Source organism: Streptomyces sp. BK022 (assembly GCF_004217355.1).
GTDB lineage: Bacteria > Actinomycetota > Actinomycetes > Streptomycetales > Streptomycetaceae > Streptomyces > Streptomyces griseoluteus.
This window is the reverse complement of sequence record NZ_SHKU01000003.1, coordinates 558,570-583,399: the sequence shown is the minus strand read 5'-3', so window position 1 is coordinate 583,399 and position 24,830 is coordinate 558,570. Positions and strand designations below refer to the sequence as shown.

Below are 24,830 nucleotides of genomic sequence, written 5' to 3'. Positions count from 1 at the left end.
CAGCGAAGGAGTCCCCTCGTGTCCTCCCTGTTCCCCGCCCTGACGGACCCGCGGACGGCCGGCAGGACCGCGCTGCGCTTCGGCGCCCGGTCGCTGTCGTACGCGGAACTCGCCTCCGCCGCCGGGGCGGTGGCCGGGCGGCTGCGGGGCCTTCGCCGGGTCGCGGTGTGGGCGACGCCGGAGCTGGAGACCGCCGTGGCGGTCACCGGGGCGCTGCTCGCCGGAACGGCCGCCGTGCCGCTCAACCCGAAGTCGGGCGACGGGGAGTTGGCGCACATCCTCGCCGACTGCGACCCGGCGCTGGTGCTGACCGCGCCCGGTGCCGCACTCCCGCCCGTCCTCGCGGGCCTGCCCCGCCTGGAGGTCTCCGGCACCGGGCGGGTCCCCGAGGACACCTACGCCGACGAGGACCCGGCGCTGATCGTCTACACCTCCGGCACCACCGGCCCGCCGAAGGGTGCCGTCGTCCCGCGCCGGGCGCTCGCCGCGACCCTGGACGCGCTGGCCGAGGTCTGGCGGTGGACCGGGGACGACGTGCTGGTGCACGGGCTGCCCCTGTTCCATGTGCACGGGCTGGTGCTGGGCGTCCTCGGCCCGCTGCGGCGCGGCGGCTCGGTACGCCACCTGGGCCGCTTCTCCCCCGAGGGCGTGACCCGCGAACTGAACGACGGCGCGACCATGGTGTTCGGCGTGCCCACGATGTACCACCGGCTGGCCGAGGCCCTGCCCTTCGACCCCGAGCTGGCGAAGGCGCTCGGCCGGGCCCGGCTGCTGGTCTCGGGCTCGGCCGCGCTGCCCGTGCACGACCACGACCGGATCGCAGCGGCGACCGGCCGACGGGTGATCGAGCGGTACGGCATGACGGAGACCCTGATGAACACCTCCGTACGCGTCGACGGCGAGGCCCGCGCGGGCACGGTCGGCGTGCCGCTGCCCGGGGTGGAGCTGCGGCTGGTGGAGGAGGACGGCACCGAGCTGACCGCACGGGACGGGGAGAGCGTGGGCGAGATCCAGGTGCGCGGTCCGAACCTGTTCACCGGCTATCTGAACCGGCCGGACGCGACCGCCGCCGCCTTCACGGCCGACGGCTGGTTCCGCACCGGGGACGTGGCCGTGCGGGAGGCCGACGGGTACGTACGCATCGTCGGCCGGAAGGCCACCGACCTGATCAAGAGCGGGGGTTACAAGATCGGGGCGGGCGAGATCGAGAACGCGCTGCTGGAGCACCCGGCGGTCGCCGAGGCGGCCGTCACCGGGGAACCGGACGCGGACCTGGGCGAACGGGTGGTGGCCTGGGTGGTGCCGTCGGACCCCGAAGCCCCGCCCGCGCTGGCGGAGTTGGCCGGTCATGTGGCCGCACGCCTCGCCCCGCACAAGCGGCCCCGCGCACTGCGCCTCGTCCCCGCCCTCCCCCGCAACGACATGGGCAAGGTCATGAAGCGGGCGCTGACACCCCCCGCACTCCCCGACCCGGAAGGCCGGCCCGACACGGCGTAGCCGCGCCGGAAACCCCCATTCAGCGGCGCCCCGCCCGGCCCCCTCCAGAAGGCACCCGCGCCGGTGCCCGCGCAGGATCTCCAGTGAGGCCCGCCGAAGCAGGCGGCCCGCCCATGGTCAGCGCACTCGGGAGGAACTGCCGTGACCGTCAGCCTGGAGCAGTTGAGCCGCTGCCACTTCGCCGTCGACCTGGGCGCGGCCCGCACCCGCGTCTATGTGAAGGGCGCCGGGCTCGTCGTCGACCAGCCCTCGGTGGCGGCCGTGAACACCCGCACCGGCGCCCTCATCGCGGTCGGTGACTTCGCGGAGCAGATGACCGGGCGCACTCCGCAGTACATCCGCGTGGTGCGGCCGGTGTCCGGTGGCACGGTGGTCGACATCGAGATGGCGCAGCGGATGCTGCGGCATCTGATCGGCGACCGGATGCGCCGCGCCCTGCGCCGCAAGCCCCGGCTGCGCGCGGCGGCCTGCACCCCGCACGAGGCCGACCCGCTGGCCCGCCGGGCGACGATCGAGACGCTGGTCGGGCTCGGCGCGCGCCGGGTGGAGCTGGTGGACACCCTGATCGCGGCGGCCGTCGGCTGCGGACTCCCGGTGGAACGCCCCGAGGCCAGCATGATCATGGTGTGCGGGGCGGCGGCCACCCAGGTCGCGGTGCTGTCCCTGGGCTCGATCGTCACCGCCGAGCGCATTCCGGTGGGCGGTGAGGCGGTGGACCGGGCGATCGTGCAACACCTGCGGTACGAGCACGAGTTGATGCTGCCCAGCCAGTCGGTGCGCCCGCTCCAGATCGCCCTCTCGGACAACGGCCTGACCCCGCAGGGGCCGGTGTCCACCGAGATCCACGGCCGCGATGTGGCCACGGGCCTCGCCCGCAGCGTGCGGGTGGACACGGCCGCGATGCGCGACGCGATCCACACCCCCCTGCTGGCCGTCCTCGACGGCATCGGCAAGGTGCTGCGGGACTGCCCCCCGGACCTGGTGGCCGATCTGGTGGACCGGGGCATCATGATGGTCGGCGGCACCGCGCTGCTGCCGGGCCTGGACAAGATGCTCCAGGAGGCCGTCGGCATCCCGGTGCACATCGCGGACCGCCCCGACATCTGCGCCGTGCAGGGTCTGGGCGCCATGCTGGAAGGACGGATCGCCCCGCTGGTCCTGACCCCGCTGGCCGCCTGAAGCCCTTCGGTCCGCTGCGGCGGCCCTGGTCTCAATAGGGCAGGACGCGCCCCGACGGCGTCCTGCGGTCGATCTCCTGGCCCCGCGGAGCCGCTGGCCGACGACTGACCCGCACGCGAATCTGACGCTCCACGTCACCCTCCTCCCCACCGACACCGAACACCGGTAGGAGGACGGTGCCCATTACACGACCGCCCCAAGCCCGCCCGGCCGAAAGAATGCGATCACCCCGTTCTCCGGCCCGCCGCCGGGGACCCGGCACACCGGGCGCGCAACGCCCGTACCCACCCCTTGGATTAGAGTGCTGTCACTTCGTACGCCCGCCGCCGGGGAGCCGGACGGCCGCCGTACGGGAGTCACGTCGTTCGCCCCGCGCCGCGCCGTCCGCGCCGTGGGCCATGAGCATCTGGGGTGGGGATGTCCAGCCATCGGCTGTCCAAGAAGAGTCGTTACGTCGCCTGGGCCACCGCCGGTGTCGCGGTCGTCGCCGGAGCCGGCGTCGCGGCGCAGGTGTCCAGCGCCGCCACCGTGTGGCCCGCGCAGAAGACCTTCACCGGCCGCGCCTTCGACACCTGCACCGCGCCGTCCGCGGCCGCGATGAAGGCGTGGAAGACCGGCTTCTACGGCGCCGCCGCCGTCTACGTCGGCGGCAAGAACCGCGGCTGCGCCCAGCCGAACCTCACCGCGTCCTGGGTGAAGACGGTCAACTCCCAGGGCTGGAAGCTGATCCCGCTCTACGTCGGTGCCCAGCCGCCCTGCCAGAAGAGCGCCAACCCGGAGAAGATGACCGCCACGAACGCGGCCTCGCTCGGCGCCACGGACGCCAAGGACGCGGTGGCCAAGGCGTCGGCGCTCGGCATGAAGCCGGGCAGCGCGATCTACCTCGACATGGAGCCGTACGACACCACCGACAAGGCGTGCAACGACGCCGTGCTGTCCTACGTCCGTTCCTTCACCAAGACGCTGCGCGGCAAGGTCTACCGGGCGGCCTACTACGGCTTCACCAGCTCCAGCGCGAAGGCGGTGGCGACGCCGGCCGACAAGACCGACCTGCCGGGCAACCTCTGGTACGCGCTGTGGGACAAGCAGAACACCACCACGGCCGACTGGCCCTGGGACCCGAAGACGTTCACCGACCACAGCCGCGCCCACCAGTACATGGTGAACAGCAAGGAGTCGCGCGGCGGTTACACGATCACGGTGGACCGCAGCGCGTGGGACGCGCCGGTGGCAATCGTCGGCTAGCGGGACGCGGGGGCCCGCCGCGCGTGACCGTTCACGCGCGGCAACCCGTCGGCGCCCCCTAGAGGCTGAGCGTGATCGCCGCCCCGATGCCGCCGAGGCCGAGAGCGACGGCGGCCGGCCACCACCCGCCCCGGCCCCACGGGAAGAACCGGTCGAGGGCCAGCCGGCCGGGGCCGATCGCGGCGATGCCCAGGGCGACGACGGCGATGCAGACGCTGTACTCCACCCCGCCGTCGGACTCCCACAGGCCGTGGGGGCCGGTGACCAGCGCCATCGCGTTGATCATGACGCCGATCAGCGCGGCGGCGGCCAGGGGTGTCAGCAGCCCGACGGCCAGGCCGAGCCCGCCGAGCAGCTCGGACAGCCCGCCGATGGTGGCGAAGACCTTCCCCGGCCGGAAACCGAGGCCCTCGAACCCCTTGGCGGTCGCGGTCAGACCCGGGCCGCCGAAGATCCCGAACAGCTTCTGCGCCCCGTGGCCCGCCATCAGCAGACCGAAGGTGAGTCTGATGAGCAGCAGCCCCCAGTCGGCGGCGGAGCCGAACGCGGCGCGGTCCGTGGTGCCGGCGGGTCGGTAGGTGCGCGTAGTGGTCATGGCCGATGCTCCGAAGACCCCCCACCTGGTTCGAAAGGTATGGGTGTCTCCCCCCGCACGTCCCTTCCCAGGCTATTAGCGTCCGGCCTGCAGCGCGCCCCAGGTGGCCGGTCCGACCTGACCGTCGACGCCGAGCGAGCGGCTGGTCTGGTAGTCCCGCACGGCCTGCTGGGTGCCCGATCCGAAGTCGCCGTCCGCCGTGACCGTCCGCCCGAGCGCAGCGGTCAGGGCCCGCTGGAGGCGCTGGACGGCGGCGCCGGAGCTGCCCTGGCTGAGGGCGGGCGTGGTGCCGGCCGAGAGCAGCGCGGTCCAGGTACGGGCGCCGACCACCCCGTCGGCGTCCAGGCCGCGGGCCTTCTGGAAGGCGGTCACGGCCGAGCCGGTCTTCGTGCCGAAGCTGCCGTCGACGGTGCCCGCGTCGAAGCCCTGCGCGTTGAGCAGCGACTGCGCGGCCGAGACCTGGGCGCCGGTGGAGCCGGAGCGCAGGGTGTCGTACGACGGGAAGCTGAGCTGCACCTCGCCGCCGCCGGTGCTGCCGCCGACCAGCTGCATGTAGTAGGTCCAGTTCCAGTTCGGGCCGGGGTCGGTGTGGTCGTTGCCGGGCACCTCGGAGTGGCCGACGATGTGCGCGCGGTCCTTGGGGATGCCGTAGCGGGCGCAGATCGAGGCGGTCAGCGCGGCGGAGGAGCGGTACATCGCGTCGGTGAACCAGCTCGGGTTGTCGACGTACCCCTCGTGCTCGATGCCGATACCGCTGGCGTTCCCGGAGCGGGCGTGCCAGGCGGTGTCCTTCTCGCGCACCGTCTGGGTGATCTGGCCGTCCGATGAGCGCACCACGTAGTGCGCGCTGACCTGCGCCGACGGGTTCTGGAACCAACTGATGGTCCCGGCGTACGAGCCCTCGGTGACGTGGATGACGACCTTGCTGATCGCCGCCGTGCGGCCCACCGCGTAGTTGGCCGTGCTGGCCGGCACCCAGAGGGCGGAGGGGTAGTCGGGGCTCTGCGCGGCCGGGGCGAGGCTGCCCCGCTCGGGGGCGACCTCGCGGGCGGGGAGGGTCAGCTTCTCGCCCCCCTCGGCGCGGGCGGTGACGCCCTGGGCGAGGAAGGTGTAGACGGTGTCGGCGTAGAGCCGGGCGGTGGCGGGGTCGGTGGCGCCGCCGTACCGGGCGAGGAGCGGGTACCAGGTGTCGGTGTCGCGCCGCTCGGCCGTGCCGAGGCCGGCGTGGTCGGCGTAGGAGCGCAGGACGGCGGCGCCGCCCCGGATGTTGGCGGCGGTGTCGGTGCGCAGCTCGCGCGCGGTCTCCCCGGTCAGCCGGGCGGCCAGCTCCAGGGTGTGCTGGTCGGGGTTGCTGACCAGGTGCATCACGCCGTAGCCGCCCGCCTGGCTGGGCAGGCCGTGGTGGCCGTCGAGGTGGGTCTCGCTGTAGCCGAGGGCGATCAGGAGGTCGCGCGGGACGCCGTACTCGGCCGCCGCGCTGCTGAAGGCGCGGGCGACGGGGCCCTCGGATCTGTCCGTCCGGGGTGCGGCGGCGGCGGGCTGCACGGCGGCGGCGATCACGGCCAGGGTGCCGAGACCGGCGAGGGCCGCGCGGCCCAGGGGTATGCGGGGCATGGGGGTGTGACCTTCCGGTGGGGGGGTGCCGGGTGGGGACGGCCGCGGGGGGGGGGGGGGGGGGGGGGGGCCCGCCCCCCCCCCCCCCCCCCGCGGGGGGGGGGGGGGGGGCCCCCCCCCCCCCCGGCGGGGGGGGGGGGCGGGGGGCCGGGGGGGGGGGGCCGGGGGGGGGCCGGGGGCCCCCGGGGGGGGGGGGGGGGGGGGGGGGGGCGGGGGGGGGGGGGGGGGGCCCCGGGGGGCGCCCCCCCCCCCCGCGGCCGCGGCGGGTCAGATGGTGCCGCTCTCCCACCACCAGGAGCGGCCGAGGTCGGCGCGGCTGTCAACGTGCTGGTGGTCGACGTCGTACCGCTCCAGGCCGGAGAAGCCGCAGGTCTCGGCCTTCTGGTAGACGGTGCGGTTGGCGACGCCGGGCACGTCGAGGTCGGCCGCGGTGCCGTAGAGGTGCATGCTGTCGCTGGCGCCGCCGATCTCGGCGTTGTGCGCGATGCTGCGGAAGCCGGAGTTGACGGTGATCGGCACGTTGCCGAGCTTCTTGCGGAGTGCCTCCAGCTTGTACATGGCCCGGCGGGCGTTCTCCTTGACGGCGGCCGCGCTCACCTTGCCGCCGTTGAAGTTGCCGCTCGAACGGTCGTAGAACTCGCTCCAGTTGAAGTGCGCGGTCGAACCGTCCGACTGCTCGAGGGCGTTGAGCTGCGCCTGGGTGGCGGGCCCGGCGCTGCCGTCGGCCGAGAGTCCGTACGCGGCCTGGAAGCGGCGCACCGCGGCGGCCGTGCCGGGACCGAAGTCGCCGTCGATGCTCACCCGCGACTGCGAGGCGGAGTCCGCGGCCCAGCCGGCCACCCGGATCTGCAGCTCGGTCACGTCGGCGCCGGTGGCGCCCTGGTTCAGGGTCCGCGTCCAGTTGTACGCCTGCGCGCTGCCCGAGAGCAGGACCGGCCCGGCGAAGAGGCCCGCCGTGGCGGCGAGGGTGCCGCGCAGGACGGTGCGGCGGTTCGGAGCGAAGGTCATCGTGAACTCCCTTGTGTCTGCGGTCGGAAGCGTCTGCGGCCGAAAGGCGTCTGCGGTCAGAAGGCGAGCTGGAACGGGACGTTCTGGGCGTCGGTGTCGTAGGCGTGCACGCGGAGCTTGAAGCGGGTGCCGTCCTTGACGTCGGTGGCGACGGTCGCCCACTGGGGGCCGAACGTCGAGTAGGTGTTGTCGTGGTTGCACAGCGTGGTGTGGTCCACGAAGACGACGCAGGCGTCCAGGAAGCCGGTGGCCGAGCTGCTGAGCTTGATGTTGATGTCGGAGCAGCGCGAGGTGGCCGTGTAGGTGCCGTACTCGACCGCGGCGGTGGAGTAGCGGTAGGTGAGGGACACGGCGCCGCCGTAGCAGGAGGTGGCGGCGGCGGCCTTCTCGGGCTGGGCGACGGCCGGGGCGGTGGCGCCGGCGGCGAGCAGGGCGGTGGTGGCGACGAGGACGGCCGCGGTTCTCCGGATGCGGGTCATGGTGGGTCCGATCACTTGAGGGGCCCCCGTACGGGGGCCCTTAGGGGTGTCAGAAGGCGATCTGGACGCGCGCGGAGGAGCCTTCGAGGTCGACGCCGAGGGGGACGGTGAACTTGCTGCCGTCCTTGACGTCGGTGGCGATGGTCTGCCAGCTCCGGCCGGCCTTGGTCCAGTAGTTGCACTCGCCGACGCGGGTGAACTTCACGCAGGCCCAGACGAATTCGGCGTCGCCGCCGACCATGCGGAGGTTGATGTCGGCGCAGCGGGAGGTCGTGGTGTAGGGGCCGAACTCGACGGCGTCGCCGTAGCTGACGGTGACGGCACCGCCGTAGCAACTGGTGGCCGCCGAGGACGTGTCGGCGGGGGCGGCCGACGCGGTGGCGGGCGCCGAGACGGCGAGGGCCGCGAGCAGGGCCGCCGCCGCGGCCGGGTGGGTGAGGATCTTCGCCATCGGGTTCCTTGGGGTCGCGGAAGATACGGATGGTGCCTCGGGGATCGGCGCGACGGAGCGAGTTCATGCTCCGGTGTGCGCTTTCGGCTGTCATGCTCATTCGAACAGGGTCAAATAACGCCGGTGGAAAGGGTGTTGAGCTTGCTTCGCTTCCATTTCTCGGCCGAGGATCTGGCCAGGACACGGGTCGCCGCCGCTCCGCACGCCCTGTGGGAGATCGCCGCGAGCCTCCACCGTTTCCAGACACCGGCCGGCCGCTGGGCCTACGCGCACTGGTACCGCGCGGCCCGCGAGCGGTTACGGGAGGCGGGGCTGGAGAGCGCGGTGCGGCAGCTCCTGCTCCCGCTGTATCCGCGCGCGTCGTACTGGCCGGACTTCCTCACCCCGCTGGAGGGCGCCGCAGGGCTGGAGGCGGGGCTGACGGCGATCCTGGCGACACCTCCGACCCGGGTGACGGCGGAACTGGCGGCGCTGGCCCGGATACGGCGCGTACCCCCGCACCTCGCCCGGCTGCCGGAGAGGGGGCCGCGCGCGGAACTGGTGAGCGTCCTGCGGGCCTACCACCGCGCGGTGATCGAGCCGCACGAGGAGTGGATGCACGAGGGCGTGCACACCGAGCGCGTCCGGCTGGCCCGGCACTCGCTCGACGGCGGCACCGAGGGCCTCCTGAGCGGTCTCGGCCCGGCGGTGCGCTGGCGGCACCCCCGGCTGGAGATCGGCACCTACCCGACGGAGCACGACATCCGCCTCCGCGGCCGGGGCCTGCTGCTGATCCCCTCCTACTTCTGCTGGAAGGGCCCGGTCTCCCTGGCCGACCCCGCCCTGCCCCCGGTCCTCGCCTACTCCCTCCACCACGAACCGCCCCGGCCCACCTCGGGCTCACCCTCCCTGGAGATCCTCCTGGGCCGGGCGAGAGCAAGGGTCCTCCGCGCGACCGCCGCCGGCGCCACCACCACCGAAGCGGCCCACCGCGCCGGCGTCACCCCCGCCACCGCCACCCACCACACCACCGCCCTCCGGGACGCCGGCCTCATCACCAGCCACCGCCACGGAAACTCCGTCATCCACACGCTGACCCTGCTGGGGGCGACGATGCTGAGCCGGAACGTGCAGGAGGCTGCGCGCTGAGCGGGGGGCCGGAGGGGGAGCAGGGAGCCGGGCGCGGGGAGCCGGCGTTCATCCGGATTTCATCTGGCGGGACGGATGCCGTGGGGCCAGGCTGGATTGGCGCGTACATGCTCATGCCGCACCGTCCATGCCCCCGCTCCCTCACCGGAGGTCAGAAGTGTCCGGCAGAAACGTCCACCGTCGCGGCCGTGCCGCCGTGGCATCCGCGCTCGCTCTCGTCGCCGCCGCGGCCGGGCTGTGGTCGGGGCTCGGCGGGTCCTCGCCCGCCCGGGCCGCGGCCGCCGTCCCGACCCCGGATCACACGGTCGTCGTGGTCTTCGAGAACCACGCCTACAGCCAGGTGATCGGCTCCTCCAGCGCGCCGTACATCAACTCGCTGCGCACCGGCGGCGCGAACCTCACCGCGTCCTACGGCGAGACCCATCCCAGCCAGCCCAACTACTTCGCCCTGTTCTCCGGTTCGACCCAGGGCATCACCGACGACAGCTGCTACACCCCCGGCTTCTCCTCCGCGCCCAACCTCGCCTCCGAGCTGATCGGCGCGGGCAAGTCGTGGGCCAGCTACAACGAGACGCTGCCGAGCCAGGGTTCGACCACGTGCGGCAGCGGCGACTACGCCCGCAAGCACAACCCGTGGTTCGGCTTCAGCAACGTACCGACGTCCAGCGCCAAGACGTTCGCGCAGTTCCCGACGGACTACGCGACGCTCCCCCAGGTCTCGTTCGTCGTCCCCGACCTGTGCAGCGACATGCACGACTGCTCGGTCTCCACGGGCGACACCTGGCTGAAGAACAAGCTGGGCGCGTACGCGACATGGGCGAAGACCCACAACAGCCTCCTCGTCGTCACCTTCGACGAGGACAACCGGCTCAGCGGCAACCGCATCCCGACCGTGCTGTACGGGCAGAGCGTGACGGCGGGCTCGACCTCGTCGACCACGTACAACCACTACGACCTGCTGCGCACGCTGGAGGACATGCACGGCCTGCCGCACGCCGGCAACGCGGCCTCCGCCAAGGACATCACCGGCATCTGGACTGCGTGACATGTACGTAGCGGACAGCCGCTCGACGGCGTCCGCGGCGGACGCCGTCCGGCCCCGGGCCGGGCGGCGCCTCACCGCGGTCGCGCCCACCGTGCTGGCGCTCGGCACGGTCAGCCTGATCACGGACGTCTCCTCGGAGATGGTCACCGCCGTGCTGCCCCTGTACCTGGTGGCGGGCCTCGGCCTCTCCCCGCTGGGCTTCGGGCTGCTCGACGGCGTCTACAACGGCGTCTCGGCACTGGTCCGGCTGGCCGGCGGTCACCTCGCCGACCGGGGCGGCGGGCGCCACAAGTGGGTGGCGGGCGCCGGGTACGCGCTGTCGGCGGCCTGCAAGCCGCTGCTGCTGGTGGCCCAGACGCTCACCCCGATCGGCCTGGTACTGGCCCTCGACCGCACCGGCAAGGGCCTGCGCACCGCCCCGCGCGACGCGTTGATCTCCCTGTCCAGCACCCCCGCGACCCGCGGCCGCGCCTTCGGTGTGCACCGGGCGATGGACACGGCGGGCGCGCTGCTCGGCCCGCTGGCCGCCTTCCTCGTCCTGCGGGCCACGGTCGACGGCTACGACGCGGTGTTCACCGTGAGCTTCTGCGTGGCGGTGGTGGGTGTCCTGGTACTGGTGCTCTTCGTACCGGGAGGCGCGGCCGCTCCCACCGGGCCGAGCGCCACCCGCGCGACCCTGCGCGCCGCCTTCGCCCTGCTGCGCCGCCGGGACCTGCGGCGCATCACCGTCTGCGCCCTCCTGCTCGGACTCGCCACGGTCAGCGACTCGTTCGTCTACCTGCTGCTGCAACGGCGGCTCGGCGTGCCGGACCGCTGGTTCGCCCTGCTGCCGCTCGGCACGGCGGCGGCCTTCCTCCTGCTGGCGGTGCCCCTGGGCCGGATCGCCGACCGGATCGGCCGCTGGCGGATGTTCCTCACCGGCCACCTCGCCCTCCTTCTGGCCTACGGCCTGCTCCTCTCCTCCTGGCACGGCCCCGCCCTGCCGTACGCCGTCCTGCTCCTGCACGGCGCCTTCTACGCGGCGACCGACGGGGTGCTGATGGCGGCGGCCGCCGACAGCGTGCCGCCGGAGCTGCGCTCGTCCGGCCTGGCGCTGGTCCAGACGGGCCAGGCGCTGGCCCGCTTCACCTGCTCCCTGTCCTTCGGCGCGGCGTGGACGGCGTGGGGCGACCGCGCGGCGCTCACCGGCTCCGCCGCCGCCCTGGCGCTGTGCGGCCTCGTCGCACTCGTCCTGCGCCCCGTCGCACCGCAGAGCCAGGGCTGACCCCCGTCCCCCATCCTCCCCGGAAGGGCCCGCATGACCCTGCGTTCCCGCGTCCTGATCCTGGTATCGGCGCTCGTCGTCCTGGTAGCTGTCGCGGCGGCCTCCGTGCTGCACGCGTCGGCCAGGGCCGACCGGCGGGACCAGGTCCGCCCCGGCGGTCCGCGGATCACCACCGGACGGCTCACGCTGACCGGGGGTGGCCCCCGCGTGGTCTTCCGGAACATGGCATGGGGCCCGCACCGCGACGAGCTGGTGTCGGCCCCGGCCGCCGACCCGTCCGGCCCGCGCACCGCGTCCGGCGTCAAGTGCCTGCGTTTCTACGCCTCTTCGGGCACCGGAGTGTGCCTGCGGGCGGTGCACGGGCCGGTGCGGGACACCTACCGCGCGGTGATCCTGGACGCCGGGCTGAAGGAGCGCGCCCACTACGACGTACCCGGCATCCCCTCGCGCGCCCGGGTCTCCCCCAGCGGCCGCTTCGCCGCCTGGACGGCCTTCGTCGGCGGCGACTCGTACGCCGGTACCGCCTTCTCCACCCGGGCGGCGATCGTCGACACCCGCACGGGCAGGCTGACCCCCACCCTGGAGGCGTACCGGGTCGTCAAGGACGGCCGGCCCTACCGGGCGGCGGACGTGAACTTCTGGGGCGTCACCTTCGCGGCCGACGACCGCACCTTCTACGCCACCATGGCGACGCACGGCGGCACCTACCTGGTCCGCGGCGACCTGCGCACCCGCACCCTCACCACGCTGCACGAGAACGTCGAGTGCCCGTCCCTCTCCCCGGACGGCACCCGCGTCGCCTACAAGAAGCGCGTCAGGGGCGCCCCGAAGGACGCCCCCTGGCACCTGTACGTCCTGACCCTCAGCACCGGCCACGAAACGGCTCTCGCCGAACCCCGCAGCGTCGACGACCAGTTGGTCTGGCGCGACAACCACACCCTGACCTACGCGCTCCCGGGCGACTACGGCGCCGACCTCTACACCGTCCCGGCCGACGGCACGGGCAAGGCCCACCGCGTGGCAACGGCGGCGGTGTCTCCGGCGTACGTGGACTAGGCGAGCGCGGGGTGCTGCGGGTGAGCCGGCGGGCACGAGCCCGGCAGGCCGGCACCGGAACCGACGGGGGCCTCAACGGGGAACCCGGGGGCACCCTCATATCCATGACGACGGAGGGCAAGCACGGTATTCGCCGCCATCGCGGGAGGCACGGCCACCAAGTACGCCAAGGGCAGGACAAGCAAGTAGTGACCAGGGGGCGGGCGCTTGGCCAGGGCGCCCACCCCGAGGACGTCGAGGAGTCCCCATGCATGCTCTTGTCGGATTGATCATCGCTGCCCTTGGCGCAGTGGCGGCTTTGTTCTTTCCCAAGGTAAGCGGGGCCACAGGGCGCCACTTCCGACGAAGCAACCACCTTGCGTTCCGGGCCCTCGGGGGCGTTCTCGTCGTACTGGGACTGCTCTACGCAGTGGGTGTCGTCGGGGCGAGTGAGTAAGGGAGCACCGAAGTCGCGGAGCCTTGGAGAGGCGGCCGGGCGCGGCCGCCGGCGCCCATACCGATCCCGGCATCCACGTCCTGCTGTGTCCAGCTTGATCCGTCTCGATCCCCGGCGACCGCACTGCCGTGCGGTTCGTACCGCACCGCTGAGGGGCCGCCCCACCGGTGTTCGCCCCTGAGCGGCGATGACGGACGCGGGCGTTCCGACTACTCACACCTCCGACAACGAAGGTGGCTCCCCCGTCCGGCACACGAGGGAGCCACCTGATGATCAGCACATTCAGTTGTCGGGCCCCAGGGTGCTCAGGTCCACCAGGCTGCTGATGGCCTGGTAGCCCCCAGCGGTGAGGTTGACGTGGTCACCGGTGTCGAAGTCGCCAGGCGCGGCTTCCGCACCCAGCATCAGCGGCGTGGGATCCGCCGTGCTCGAGGTGTCCGGTACGCCCACGGCGGACTCGGCGTCCAGGATGTTCACGGTCGGGGTACTGAAGTCCACCTGGTCGGTGATCCAGCTGTTGGTGTCGACGCGGTTGTCGTCGACCCCCGACGTGCAGGGGGAGTACCCATGGCACGGGGTGAGCGTGGCGAGGACGACCTTGATGCCCCAACCCCTCAGTTGGGCCAGCAGCTGGTCGTACCCGAGCTCCAGAGTGATGTCGTCCGTGCCCGCGACGACGTCCTCCAGTCCCTCGTCGACCACGACGGTACTGATGCCGGGCAGTGACAGGACGTCCCGGTCGAGACGGGTCAACAGGGCCGGTCCGCCCTGCTGGCTCTGTTCCGTGGCCACCCGGTTGTTCTCGATGCCGGAGGCGACGATTCCGTACTGCGGAATTCCCTGATCGTTCGTCTGCAGGGCAGTCGCAAGGTCGTCGGAGACGCGGGGTGTGGTGAGGCCGGGCTTGGTGGCGGCGGCGAACGGGTCGGTGAGGTGGTCGCCGAGCACCGCCACGGTGGGCTGGTTGCCGCTGGTCACCACGTCGATGCCGGTGAGTATGTCGGTGAACTCGCCCCACTGCGCGCCGTTGGCGGTGAATGCGGTAGTGCCGGTGTCGGCGGTGTGGTCACCGGAGCCGACCGCACTGACGTACTGCGCGGCCGCTCCGGCCCAGCTGTGCTGGACGAGGTAGGCGGCGGTGCTCGCCAGATGGAGGCTGACCATCAGGCGCTTGCCGGGCGTGGCCGGGAAGGTGATCGGGTCGCTGTAGGCCTCGCCGCCGATGGGGATGGTGACCGTCTTGCTGCCTCCGTTGAAGGCGAGGTCGACCGGTGCGGCGGTGGGAGCGGACTCCGACGACTGAGTGGCGAGCGTGGTGTGGTCGATGGTCAGCGGGGTCCGGCCGAGAGCGTTGGACAGGCGGATTCGGACGCTGGACCCCGAGACGCTGGGGGCTGCGGCGATCCGGAACGTCTGGTCCTTGTAGTCGGTGCCTTCGTAGTTGAAGGCACCTTCGTTGGGTGCGCTCCACGCGCCGGTCCACCTGGCGCCCGCGGGCGCGGTGGTGGTGTCACGGAGGGCCATGCCGAAGAGGTGCAGGCCGGGCACGTTCTGCCGGGCGCTGTCACTGAGGTCCGGCAGGGTGACCGAGCTGACCTGGGCGCCTGCCTTGAGCGGGACGGCGAAGGCGTAGACGTTGGTGCTCCGGGCTTCCTGACTGCCGCTGCTGTGGTTGCGGTGGGGCAGGGTGACGGCGGCCAGGGCGTTGGAGCCGTACACCCAGTCGGGGACGGTCAGATGGTAGGCCGAGGTGCTGCCGTCTGCGTAGGTGACGGTACCGTAGGGGCCACCGGCCCGGCAGTCCTCGTACTGTCCGTTGCCGAGCGTGCATTCCGTGCCGCCCACGGAGGTGCCGTCCGGGATCACGGGGCTGGAGTAGTCGTCCTCTGCGCGCTGGGAGCTGACGAACCCGTAGGTGGAGAAGCCGAGGAACACCAGTGACCGGCCGCTCCCGCTCAGCTGGATGGTCTGGTTCGCGGCCATGACATTGTCGCCGGCGGACGCCGTGAAGTTCGGCAGGGTGAAGGTGGCTCCATCCACGGTGATCCGTCCGCCGGGCTGCCAGCCTGCCGCCTTCAAGTCCTGCAAAGACATGGTGGCCCCCACACCGTCCGCGTCTGCCGCCGCTTGGTTCGCGTTGTCCGTGACAGCGGTGTCGTTGAAGGCGTCCTTGAGGCTGGCGTACGTCTTCCCGGCGTGCCCGAGCGCGGTGAACTGGTACTGCTGCTGAGTGGAGACGTTGCCGGCGGAGTCGACGGCGTAGACGTAGAGGGTGTGCGTTCCCGGCGCTGTAGGGGTGACCGAGATCGTCGCGCTGTTGCTCGTCGCGGTGGCCACCTGGGAGCTGGGGGTGTTGGACGTGGCCGGGCTGACGTCGAGGCGGTACAGGAACTTGGTGGCGCTGTTGGTACTGAGCGTGAAGTGCCCCGGGGTTCCCGCGGGAGTGACGCCTGGGGAGTCCTCCGGGTAGGTGCTGTCCTTGTCCTTGACGGTGGGCTCAGCGGGAGCGGTCAGATCCACGGTGAAGTGGCAGCTCGACGAGGCGGCGCTGGTGTCCTTGCCATCGGTCGCCGTGACGTTCCAGCCGACCGTGTCACCGCTCTTGAGGCCGCTCATGAACGAGGACGACAACTGCTTGGGCGCGTTCTGGCCGCTGGATACGGTGGCGCTGGCCGTCGTGGTGGCCGTCCCGCTGTTGACCCAGTATTTGTAGGTCGCCGCCAGCGCGTCCTTGTCGCCGTCGCTCACGACGGCGTTGAGTGTCGGTGGGGTGGTGACGAGGGTCTTGCCGATGACGGGATAGGGGGCAGCGGTGCCGCAGCCCACCGAGTGTGTGCCGAATTTCGCGGCGAGGCTGCTGGGCTTGCCGGGCACGTGGTTGTACTCGATGGACATCGAGGGGTTGTTGGCGAAGCGCTTGAAGTAGTTGCCGTCCCCACTGCCCTCATGACTGTTCACCAGGGCGAAGGTCCAGCTGGAGTCCTTGGCGGCGGCCTTCTTGGCGATCGTCGAGGTCACGGAGAAACCGCCGGAGGGCTCGCTGGTGCAAGCGGGTCCGAAACTCTTGGTGGCCAGGAGACTGGACAGCGAAGGCCGGCCGTTCCACGTGGTGCCGGAACCGATCGCCCCGGAGAGGTACAGCTTGACATCGGAGGACAGGCTGCAGCTGGCGGAGTAGTTCTCCTTGGCATCGACCGTGGCGGACACGATGTGCGTGCCCCAGACGGAGGACGGGATGGCGAGCTGGAAGTACGAGCGCTCGGTGCCGATGCACCCGGACCAGCTGTTGTAGCCGACGCCGGGGTCGCCGTACTGGGTGGAGTCGTAGTTCTTCGCTGTGGGGCAGCCCTGTTGCGTCTCCACGTAGTGCTGCTTGCCGCCGGAGGCGTAGTGCGGGTTCCAGCTCGGGTCGATGTAGACCGGGTAACGGGTACTGGAACCGGCGAGGAGTTCCTGATCCGGAGTCAGGGACAACGTGATGCCTGTGACGTCGTCGGCGACACGGGCTGTTTTGGCGCCGATTCCCGGGCCCGAGGCGGTATCGCCCGCTGCCGTGGCAGCGGCTGCCGACATCCGCGTGACAGCCGCGTGCTGGGGTGCGGTGCCGGAGCTGGAGTCCCACATCATCGGCTGCGGTGCGCTGAACATCACCTGGCCGGAAGAGGTAGTGGCCTCCAGGTTGTCGTGGCCGTCGTCGGACACCGTGACGCCACTGGCATGGGTGGTGAGCTTCAGAGTCGCCAGAGCGGGGTCGGCAGCGGCCTCGGCGGTCTTGACGACGATCAGTTCGGAGAAACCCCCGAGCGTGTTCGCCGTAAGCCGGAGGTCCACGTCCTTCAGGACGTCCGGGTAGGTGATCGTCGCACCGGACACCGTCGGCTGCGGCAGCGACTGCGCCCAGGAGAAGGCCAGTTGCGCCTTGCCGCTCGTCATGGACACGAGAGCCGTGTCGCCACCGCCGGAGAAGGTCAGCGGCTCGGCGGACGCCGCTGGGCTGTAGCTGCCGTCACCATTGCGGCGCAGGGTCGCGTCGACGGGGACCCAGGTGTCATCCTGACGGACCCGCTGCGGGAGCAGGCTGGTGGTCCAGGTGACAGTGCCCGACGGGTTGGCCCGCACTGTGGCGTTCTCGGTAGTCAGCGCGTCCACCTGGACGGGGCTGCCGGTGGACCCGGCCTTGCTCTGGGCGGTTGCCAGAGCCGTCTGCTGATCCAGGGACAGGCCTGAGTCGTCCGGCGCGATGGTTGTGCCCAGCGGACCGTCCGGACGGGTGGACGGAAGCGGCGGGGCCGGGGTCGAGACCGGCTGGTTTCTGTCTCCGGCGGCCACGGCGGGCAACGCCGGCACCAGGGAGAGCGACAGCGCGCCGACGGATACCAGGGCCAACGCCCGGCCGCGTCTCCGTGATTTGTTTTTGGTTCGTCTATTCATGTGGTGCAGGCGGAAAAGGCCGGACATCTGCCCCCCAGATCGGGTCCGATGAGAAAAGAGTCGATAGGCGCGAGGAGGCTACCTGCGGCTGCTCTATATGGACAACCGGTGGCTGAAATCATTCGGGCGGTGTGCGGGTCCCGCGCACGAAGTACGGGCGATTTTGCCATTCTTGAACGCGTTGTGGCGTTCTTGACCTGGGGCGCCTATTCGTAACCCCCGTACGCCACAGCCTGCCGTTACGTGGCAAAACCATGGGCATTCCATGACGATCTCTATGCGCGATCCATACTATGGAGGCCCTGTGAAACCAGTCTTCACTCTGATCGAATAACCCTTCGCTGGATTCATTTTTTATGGGGGGTCGGGGTGCGTCTCAATTCGCCGTGGCGAATTTTCGGCAGAGCTATGCGTGTTCGCAGGACTCCCGCGCTGTGGATCGTCATGGTCACCGCCCTGGGACTTCTCGCTGGATTCGTCGCTCCTCAGACGGCGCTGGCCTCCGGGCATGGCGGGAACTACCTCGTCAAAACCAGGGCTACTCGATCCGTACGCGTGAAGCCGGTCACGGGACAGCCGGTCCACAAGCCGACGATGGGTCGCTGGAATCCCGGCCGGACGCGCCGGGCGTGGCCCGCGTCCGGCACCGCCGACGCGGCCGTACCGTCTCACGGCGGCGCCCGTCAGGCGGGAGGTCTGCCCGTTTCCGTGGCGGCGTCAAAGAGCGGGCACACCACGAAGCCCGGCACTGAACTGCACGTACGGCTCCCGGGCCAGTCGGCGGCACAGAAGCTCGGGATGCGCGGCGTGGTCTTCACCGTCCAGCCCGTGGCGACGGCATCTGCCGGCCGCGCCCGCCTGATCCTGGACTACTCGGCGTTCCAGGACGCCTACGGTGCCGACTGGGCCACCCGGCTGCGCCTGGTGCGGCTCCCCGACTGCGCCCTGACCGACCCGGGCAAGAGCAGTTGCCGGACCCAGAGTCCCCTCGCCTCCGCCAACAACGCGGGAGCACACACCGTCTCCGCGGATGTCCCGTTCTCCGCGCAGCCTCGTACCGACACCACGGCGTCCGCCCGCCCGCTGGTGATCGCCGCCGTAGCAGCGGCGTCCGGCGGAGGCGGGTCCTATGCGGCCACCTCGCTCGCCCCCTCCGGCCAGTGGTCCGGCGGTGGCTCGAGCGGCGCCTTCAACTACTCGTACCCGATCACCGTCCCCGACGTCCCCGGCAGCCTCGTCCCCAGCGTCGGCCTGAGCTACAACTCGCAGAGCGTGGACGGACGCACCTCCTCGACCAACGCTCAGTCCTCCTGGATCGGCGACGGCTGGGACTACTCCCCCGGCTTCGTGGAACGCAGTTACCCGGGCTGCTCGGACGACACGGCGAACGGCACCCCGAAGACCTCCGACGAGTGCTGGTCCGACGACGTGCAGACCCTCACGCTGTCGCTCAACGGATCGTCGAACACGCTGGTCCACGACGACAAGTCGAACACCTGGCACCCCCAGGGCGACAACGGCGAGAAGATCGAGATCAGGACCGACACGGTCAACGACGACAACGACCACGAATACTTCGTCGTCACCACCGTCGACGGCACCCAGTACTACTTCGGCCGCAACCGCCTGCCCGGCTGGGCGACAGGCAACGCGACCACCAACTCCGTCCTCACGACACCCGTGTACGGCAACGACACGGGAGAGCCCTGCCACGCCTCCACCTTCGCCGCCTCCTGGTGCCAGCAGGGCTACCGCTGGAACCTCGACTACGTCGTGGACAAGCACGGCAACGCCCTCAGCTACTGGTACACGCCCGAGACCGGGTACTACGGCCGCGACAACACCACGACGGCCACCCCGTACACCCGCGGGGCCTACCTCAGCGAGATCCGCTACGGCCAACTCGCTGACAAGGTCTACGACACGACGGCTCCCGAAGCCGCGCAGGTCTTCTTCGACACCTCCGAACGCTGCCTGCCCGACTCCGGCTTCGACTGCGCGCCGTCCAAGATGACGACGGCCAACGCGGCCCACTGGCCCGACGTCCCCGTCGACCAGACCTGCGCGTCCACCGGGACCTGCAACAACCACGGACCCGCTTTCTTCACCACCAGGCGTCTGACAGGCATACGCACCAAGGTGCTCGTCGGCACCGGCTACCAGGACGTGGACTCCTGGTCCCTTGCCCACAGCTTCCCCACGACCGGGGACACCACCACCCCGTCCCTGTGGCTGTCGTCGATCACCCGCACCGGTAAGGACGGCGGCAGCAAGGATCTGCCCCCGGTCACCTTCGCGGGCCAGGCACTGGCCAACCGCGTCGACGGGCTGGACGGATACCAACCCCTCACTCGCTACCGGCTGACCACGGTGACCACCGAGTCCGGCGGGGTCATCGCCGTCAACTACTCCAGCCCCCAGTGTCACCGTCAGGGCACCATGGTGCTGCCGTCCGCGCCGGACTCCAACACCTATCGCTGTTTCCCGTCGTACTGGACCCCGCTGGGGCAGACCTCGCCTCAACTGGACTGGTTCAACAAGTTCGTCGTCAACTCCGTCACCACGCAGGACCCGGCCACCAAGAGCCTCCCCGTCCAGATGACGTACACCTACCTCGGCGACCCTGCCTGGCACTACAACGACGACCCGCTGTCGCAGGCCAAGTACCGCACCTGGAACCAGTGGCGCGGCTACGGCCGGGTCGAGACCCGTACCGGAACCTCGCCCGAGAAGATCACGTTGTCCCGGGAGACGTACTTCCGGGGAATGGACGGTGACAAGACAGCCTCGGGCGCCCGTAGCGTCACACTGAACGACCGGGCCGGCGACGACCCGCAGAAGGACTCCGACTGGCTGGCGGGCCAGACGTTCGAGACCGAGGGCTTCAACGGCGACGGTGGCGCACTGCTGTCGGACGAGACCACCGACCCGTGGACCTCGCCCGCCACCGCGACCCAGTCACGTACCAAGGCCGGCCTGGACCCACTGGTCGCCCACCGCACCAACGTGCAGCGCACCCGCGCCGTGACGACCAAGGCCGACGGCACGCCGCGTACCACCGAGACCGATTACACCATCGACGACGCCACCGGCCTGCCGATGTCGGTGGACGACCGCGGTGACGTCTCCACCACAGCGGACGACACCTGCAGCCGCACCTGGTACATCAAGGACGCTTCGGGCAACACCGTGCCCGTCCCCCGCCGGGTCCAGGAGGTCGCCGTCTCCTGCTCGGCCACCCCCAAGTACCCGGCCGACCTGATCAGCGACGACCTGACCTTCTTCGACAAGTCCACCGACAACACGGCCGTACCCACCAAGGGCGACGTGACGATGGTGCAGAAGGCCGACTCGGTCGCCACCGACGGCACCCCGCACTACATCACCGCGCTGCAGAACACCTACGACGACTACGGCCGCGAACTCACCGAGACCGACGCCGACAACCGCACCACCACCACGGCGTACACCCCCGCCACGGGCGCCTCGCCCACCGCTGTCAAGGTCACCCAGCCCAAGGTCACCGGCCAGACCGCCGCGTTCAGCAGCACGACCACCATCGATCCCGCACGTGGCCTCGATCTGAAGACCACGGACGCCGCCGGCTACTCCACCACCAGCACCTATGACCCGCTGGGCCGTCTCACGGCCGTGTGGGAACCGGGCTTCTCCACGGCGAACAACCCCAACACCAAATACAGCTACGACCTCAACCCCGCCGCGCCCTCGACGGTCACCACCCAGACCCTCAAGGACGACAACACCTACGACACGTCGGTCTCGATCTACGACTCCTCGCTGCGCCCACGCGAGACGCAGACGTCCACCGCGGACGGCGGCCGGATCATCACGGACACCGTCTACGACAGTCACGGATGGTCGGTGAAGTCCTCCGACCCCTACTACAACAGCGGCGCTCCCTCTGGCACGCTGGTGGACGCCGCCGACAACCAGACGCCGTCCCAGACGGCCACGGTGTACGACGGTGCCGGCCGTGCCACCGCCTCGATCGCCTACCACTTCGCGTCGGAGACCTGGCGCACCAGCACCGCGTATCCCGGCTCCGACCGTGTCGATGTCACACCCGCCCAGGGCGTCACACCCACGACGACATACACCGACGCCCGCGGTCGCACGACCAAGCTGATGCGCTACCACGGCACCACGCCCACCGGGGACGCCGATACCGTCACGTACACGTACGACGACGCCGGTCACCAGACCGGCCAGGACGACGGCCAGGGGCACAGCTGGACCAGCGTCTACGACCTGCTGGGCCGCCGCACCTCCCAGACCGACCCCGACGCCGGCTCCTCCTCATCCACGTACGACAACGCCGGGCAGCTTCTAACCACCAAGGACGCCCGAGGCAAGGTCATCCAGCTCGCCTACGACGAGATGGGCCGCAAGACCGCCGAGTACGACGTCACCGGCGGCGCCACCCCGGCCTCGGGCAACCAGCTCGCCGCGTGGACGTACGACACCTTGAAGAAGGGTCTGCCCACCGCCTCCACCCGCTACGTCGGCGGCAGTGCGGGAACCGCGTACACCAGCAAGGTCCTCGGCTACGACAGTCACGGCTGGGTGCAGGCGACCCAACTCGTCGTCCCTTCCTCTGAGGGCGGGCTGGCCGGTACGTACCTCCACCAGAACCGCTACAACCTGACCGGTACCCTCCAGTCGTACACCGACGAGGACCCGGCCACGGTCAAACTCCCGTCGGAGACCGTCTCCTACACCTACGACTCCGCCGACCGTCCCATCGGCGTGGGCGGCGACACCAACGGCTGGGCGTACGTCAGCGGTCTGACTTACACGGAGTTCGACGAGCCGCAGCAGTTCACCTACGGGACCTCGGGCAACTTCGCCCAACAGACGCTCAGTTACGACGACCAGACGCACCGGCTCGCCGGCTCCACCACCGTCACCCGCTCCGGCGCCGCGATCGCCGACCAGACGAAGTACAGCTATCAGCCCTCCGGCAACGTCAACAAGATCACCGACAAGCTGGAGACCGGCCAGACGGACACCCAGTGCTTCGACTACGACTGGGCACAGCGGCTGAAGGCCGCCTGGACAGCGACCGACGGTTGCACGGCCACTCCCACGCCGGGCAACTCAGCGACAGTGGGCGGCCCTTCCCCGTACTGGCAGAGCTGGACCTTCGACGCCACCGGCGCCCGGCAGTCCCAGGTCGACCACAACACCTCCGGTGACACCTCCCTCGACGCCACCGCCTCCTACACTCCCTTCGCCGCCGGGAGCAACCACCCCGCGCACGCCGTCGCGCAGGTGAACAGGACCACCCCGACGGACCCGGCCTCCAATACCTCGAACACCTACACCTACGACGACAACGGCAACGTCCAGACCCGCACCACCCGCGCGGGCACCGACACCTTCACCTACGACGACGAGGACAAGCTCGCCAAGCTGTCCTCCACCGGCAGCGCCGGCGACACCACCTACCAGTACGGCGCCGACGGCAGCCTGCTCCTACGCCGCGGCCCGGACGGGACCACGCTGTACACCGGCGACGAGGAGATCACCCTCAAGAAGAACGCCAGCAGCGCGGACGGCGTCCGGTACATCTCGCTGGCCGGTGAGACCGTCGCCACCCACTCCTCCGACGGCCACTTCACCTACCTGATCCCCGACCGCCAGGGCACCGGCACACTCACGATCGACGCCCAGACCCAGCAAGTGGTCCGCCGCCAGTACAAGCCCTTCGGTGAGACCCGCGACCAGACAGGCCCCTGGACAGCAGGCCAGCGCGGCTACGTCGGCGGCACCCAGGACGACAACACCGGCCTGACCAACCTGGGGGCCCGAGAGTACGACCCGACGATCGGTCGCTTCCTGAGTCCTGATCCGTTGCTGGTCCCAGGAGCGCCGCAGTCCTGGAACGCGTACGACTACGCGGACGACACCCCGGTCACCACGTCGGACCCGACGGGCGCCTGCCCTGAACCGGATTGTCCGACCCGGAACTGCGCGTACTGCCTCAACCGCACGCCGATCGATACGAACCCGCACTCGCCCGCCCTGACCGACCGGCCGGGCTCGGGCAGCACGGTCAACAACACGAAGGCATACGCCAAGCAGTACAAGGCAGACGTCAGCAACTCGGTGGTCCACGCGCAGCAGGAGCAGCGCGCCCTCGAACGCCAGAAAGCGACAGCGAACGCCGCCGCGGCCGCGGCGAAACGACAAGCCGGCGGATTCAAGCACCAACTGCTCAGCCTGATCGCCGATGTCATCGGCGTGACCGACGCGTACAACTGTTTCACCAAGGGCGACGTCATGGGGTGTATCAACACCGCCCTGACATTCGTCCCCTGGGGCAAGGTATTCAAGGTCGTCAAGATCGGCCTCGAGGCCATGAAGATCTGGCGCGCGCTGGACCGCGCCTACACGGTGGTGAAGGACGCCGAGGAAGCGGCGAAGATCGCCGACGGCGCACTGGACGCCGAACGCGCCATCGTGGAAGCGGAGAAGGCGGAGAGTGCCGGCACGGAAGCCGTCACCTGCGCGACTCACAGCTTCGTACCCGGCACAGACGTCCAGTTGGCCGACGGCTCCTCCAAACCGATCAGCAAGGTCAAGGTCGGGGACACGGTCCTGGCGACTGACCCGCAGACCGGCGTGACCGCGCCCGAACCGGTCCAGAGGGTGATCGTCACCCGCACGGACCACGACTTCACGTCCCTGACCCTCAAGACGGCACCGGTCCGCGGTCCTCCCCACCACAAGCCGGCCGCGCAGAAGCTCACCACCACCTGGCACCACCCCTTCTGGGACGTCACCCACCACCGCTGGACCGACGCCCACGACCTCACCCCCGGCACCAAGCTCCGCCAACTCAACGGCGCCACGGTCACGGTCACCGCCGTCACCAACTTCCACCAGCACAAGACGACGTACGACCTCACGGTCGGGACGGTGCATACGTACTATGTGCTGGCGGGGGCCACGCCGGTTCTCGTTCACAATGCAACGCCAGGTCAGAAGTGCGATCTGACGCTGGGTGCTGGTCCGAATGCCCGAGAGGGAGTCGGCCTGGAGAACGGTGACATTGAAGCAGATGGTGTTCGAGATCTGATCAATGAATCCGGGAATGCACATGGCTGCCACACCTGCGATGCCACGACCCCTGGCACCAAAGACGGAGATTGGATTCCAGATCACCAGCCGCCGTCCAGTCTTGTGGCCCCCGGATCTCCTCAGACGGCGTATCCCCACTGTCTACCCTGTGCCAGGCGGCAGGGTGGGGTCGTCTCACAACTTTCACAAGGAAAGAGCAAGAAGGAATGGTAGCTAATAGCCCTGTGGTTGCATTCCTGACAAAAATCGAGCACGGGTGCCTGATCTTGCGGGATGCGGGAAGTGACGATGACGTCAG

Annotated in this window: 14 protein-coding genes; 8 read left to right on the top strand and 6 right to left on the bottom strand. The window is 70.6% G+C overall.

Features of this window, described 5'->3' with window-relative positions; all coding sequences use genetic code 11:
- Positions 1-18: 18 nt before the first annotated feature.
- From EV284_RS14130 to EV284_RS14120, 3 genes are all read left to right on the top strand, one after another.
- On the top strand, positions 19-1,497 hold the full coding sequence (locus tag EV284_RS14130) for an acyl-CoA synthetase (RefSeq protein WP_130333849.1): 1,479 nt from the start codon (positions 19-21) through the stop codon (positions 1,495-1,497).
- 141 nt (positions 1,498-1,638) lie between these two features.
- Positions 1,639-2,676, top strand: a complete 1,038-nt coding sequence (locus tag EV284_RS14125) for a rod shape-determining protein (RefSeq protein WP_130333847.1) — start codon at positions 1,639-1,641, stop codon at positions 2,674-2,676.
- A gap of 417 nt (positions 2,677-3,093) precedes the next feature.
- Positions 3,094-3,921 carry a glycoside hydrolase domain-containing protein gene (locus EV284_RS14120; protein ID WP_130333845.1) on the top strand — a complete coding sequence of 276 codons (828 nt, stop codon included), beginning with the start codon at positions 3,094-3,096 and terminating at the stop codon, positions 3,919-3,921.
- 58 nt (positions 3,922-3,979) lie between these two features.
- Here EV284_RS14120 and EV284_RS14115 read toward each other — a convergent pair whose 3' ends face one another.
- The 5 genes from EV284_RS14115 to EV284_RS14090 all read right to left on the bottom strand — a co-directional run bounded on the left by EV284_RS14115 (position 3,980) and on the right by EV284_RS14090 (position 8,068).
- Positions 3,980-4,516, bottom strand: coding sequence for a DoxX family membrane protein (locus EV284_RS14115; RefSeq protein WP_130333843.1), 537 nt, complete (start codon positions 4,514-4,516; stop codon positions 3,980-3,982).
- A 75-nt stretch (positions 4,517-4,591) separates the two neighbouring features.
- Positions 4,592-6,130 (bottom strand): N-acetylmuramoyl-L-alanine amidase, encoded by a 1,539-nt coding sequence (locus tag EV284_RS14110; protein WP_130333841.1) that lies wholly within the window; start codon positions 6,128-6,130, stop codon positions 4,592-4,594.
- Between the two features lie 267 nt (positions 6,131-6,397).
- A complete protein-coding gene (locus EV284_RS14100; protein WP_130333839.1) occupies positions 6,398-7,138 on the bottom strand; it encodes a D-Ala-D-Ala carboxypeptidase family metallohydrolase in 741 nt (246 codons plus the stop codon).
- Between the two features lie 56 nt (positions 7,139-7,194).
- A complete protein-coding gene (locus EV284_RS14095; RefSeq protein WP_130333837.1) occupies positions 7,195-7,617 on the bottom strand; it encodes a hypothetical protein in 423 nt (140 codons plus the stop codon).
- A gap of 49 nt (positions 7,618-7,666) precedes the next feature.
- Positions 7,667-8,068 carry a hypothetical protein gene (locus tag EV284_RS14090; RefSeq protein ID WP_130333835.1) on the bottom strand — a complete coding sequence of 134 codons (402 nt, stop codon included), beginning with the start codon at positions 8,066-8,068 and terminating at the stop codon, positions 7,667-7,669.
- A 141-nt stretch (positions 8,069-8,209) separates the two neighbouring features.
- On the opposite strand from EV284_RS14090, the gene EV284_RS14085 reads away from it, so the two are divergent.
- The 4 genes from EV284_RS14085 (at position 8,210) to EV284_RS14070 (ending at position 12,561) form a co-directional block, all read left to right on the top strand.
- Positions 8,210-9,196 (top strand): helix-turn-helix domain-containing protein, encoded by a 987-nt coding sequence (locus EV284_RS14085; RefSeq protein ID WP_130333833.1) that lies wholly within the window; start codon positions 8,210-8,212, stop codon positions 9,194-9,196.
- Between the two features lie 157 nt (positions 9,197-9,353).
- Positions 9,354-10,241 carry an alkaline phosphatase family protein gene (locus EV284_RS14080; protein WP_130333831.1) on the top strand — a complete coding sequence of 296 codons (888 nt, stop codon included), beginning with the start codon at positions 9,354-9,356 and terminating at the stop codon, positions 10,239-10,241.
- 1 nt (position 10,242) lies between these two features.
- Positions 10,243-11,505, top strand: a complete 1,263-nt coding sequence (locus tag EV284_RS14075; RefSeq protein WP_207229027.1) for an MFS transporter — start codon at positions 10,243-10,245, stop codon at positions 11,503-11,505.
- A gap of 33 nt (positions 11,506-11,538) precedes the next feature.
- Complete coding sequence (locus tag EV284_RS14070; protein ID WP_130333829.1) at positions 11,539-12,561, top strand: PD40 domain-containing protein; 1,023 nt, start codon at positions 11,539-11,541, stop codon at positions 12,559-12,561.
- 718 nt (positions 12,562-13,279) lie between these two features.
- Here the strand turns inward: EV284_RS14070 and EV284_RS14065 are convergent.
- On the bottom strand, positions 13,280-17,383 hold the full coding sequence (locus tag EV284_RS14065) for a hypothetical protein (RefSeq protein ID WP_242625678.1): 4,104 nt from the start codon (positions 17,381-17,383) through the stop codon (positions 13,280-13,282).
- A 753-nt stretch (positions 17,384-18,136) separates the two neighbouring features.
- Between EV284_RS14065 and EV284_RS14060 the strand changes: the two genes are divergently transcribed.
- Positions 18,137-24,745: an RHS repeat-associated core domain-containing protein gene (locus EV284_RS14060; protein ID WP_242625677.1), complete on the top strand. Its 6,609-nt coding sequence runs from the start codon at positions 18,137-18,139 to the stop codon at positions 24,743-24,745.
- Positions 24,746-24,830 lie beyond the last annotated feature (85 nt).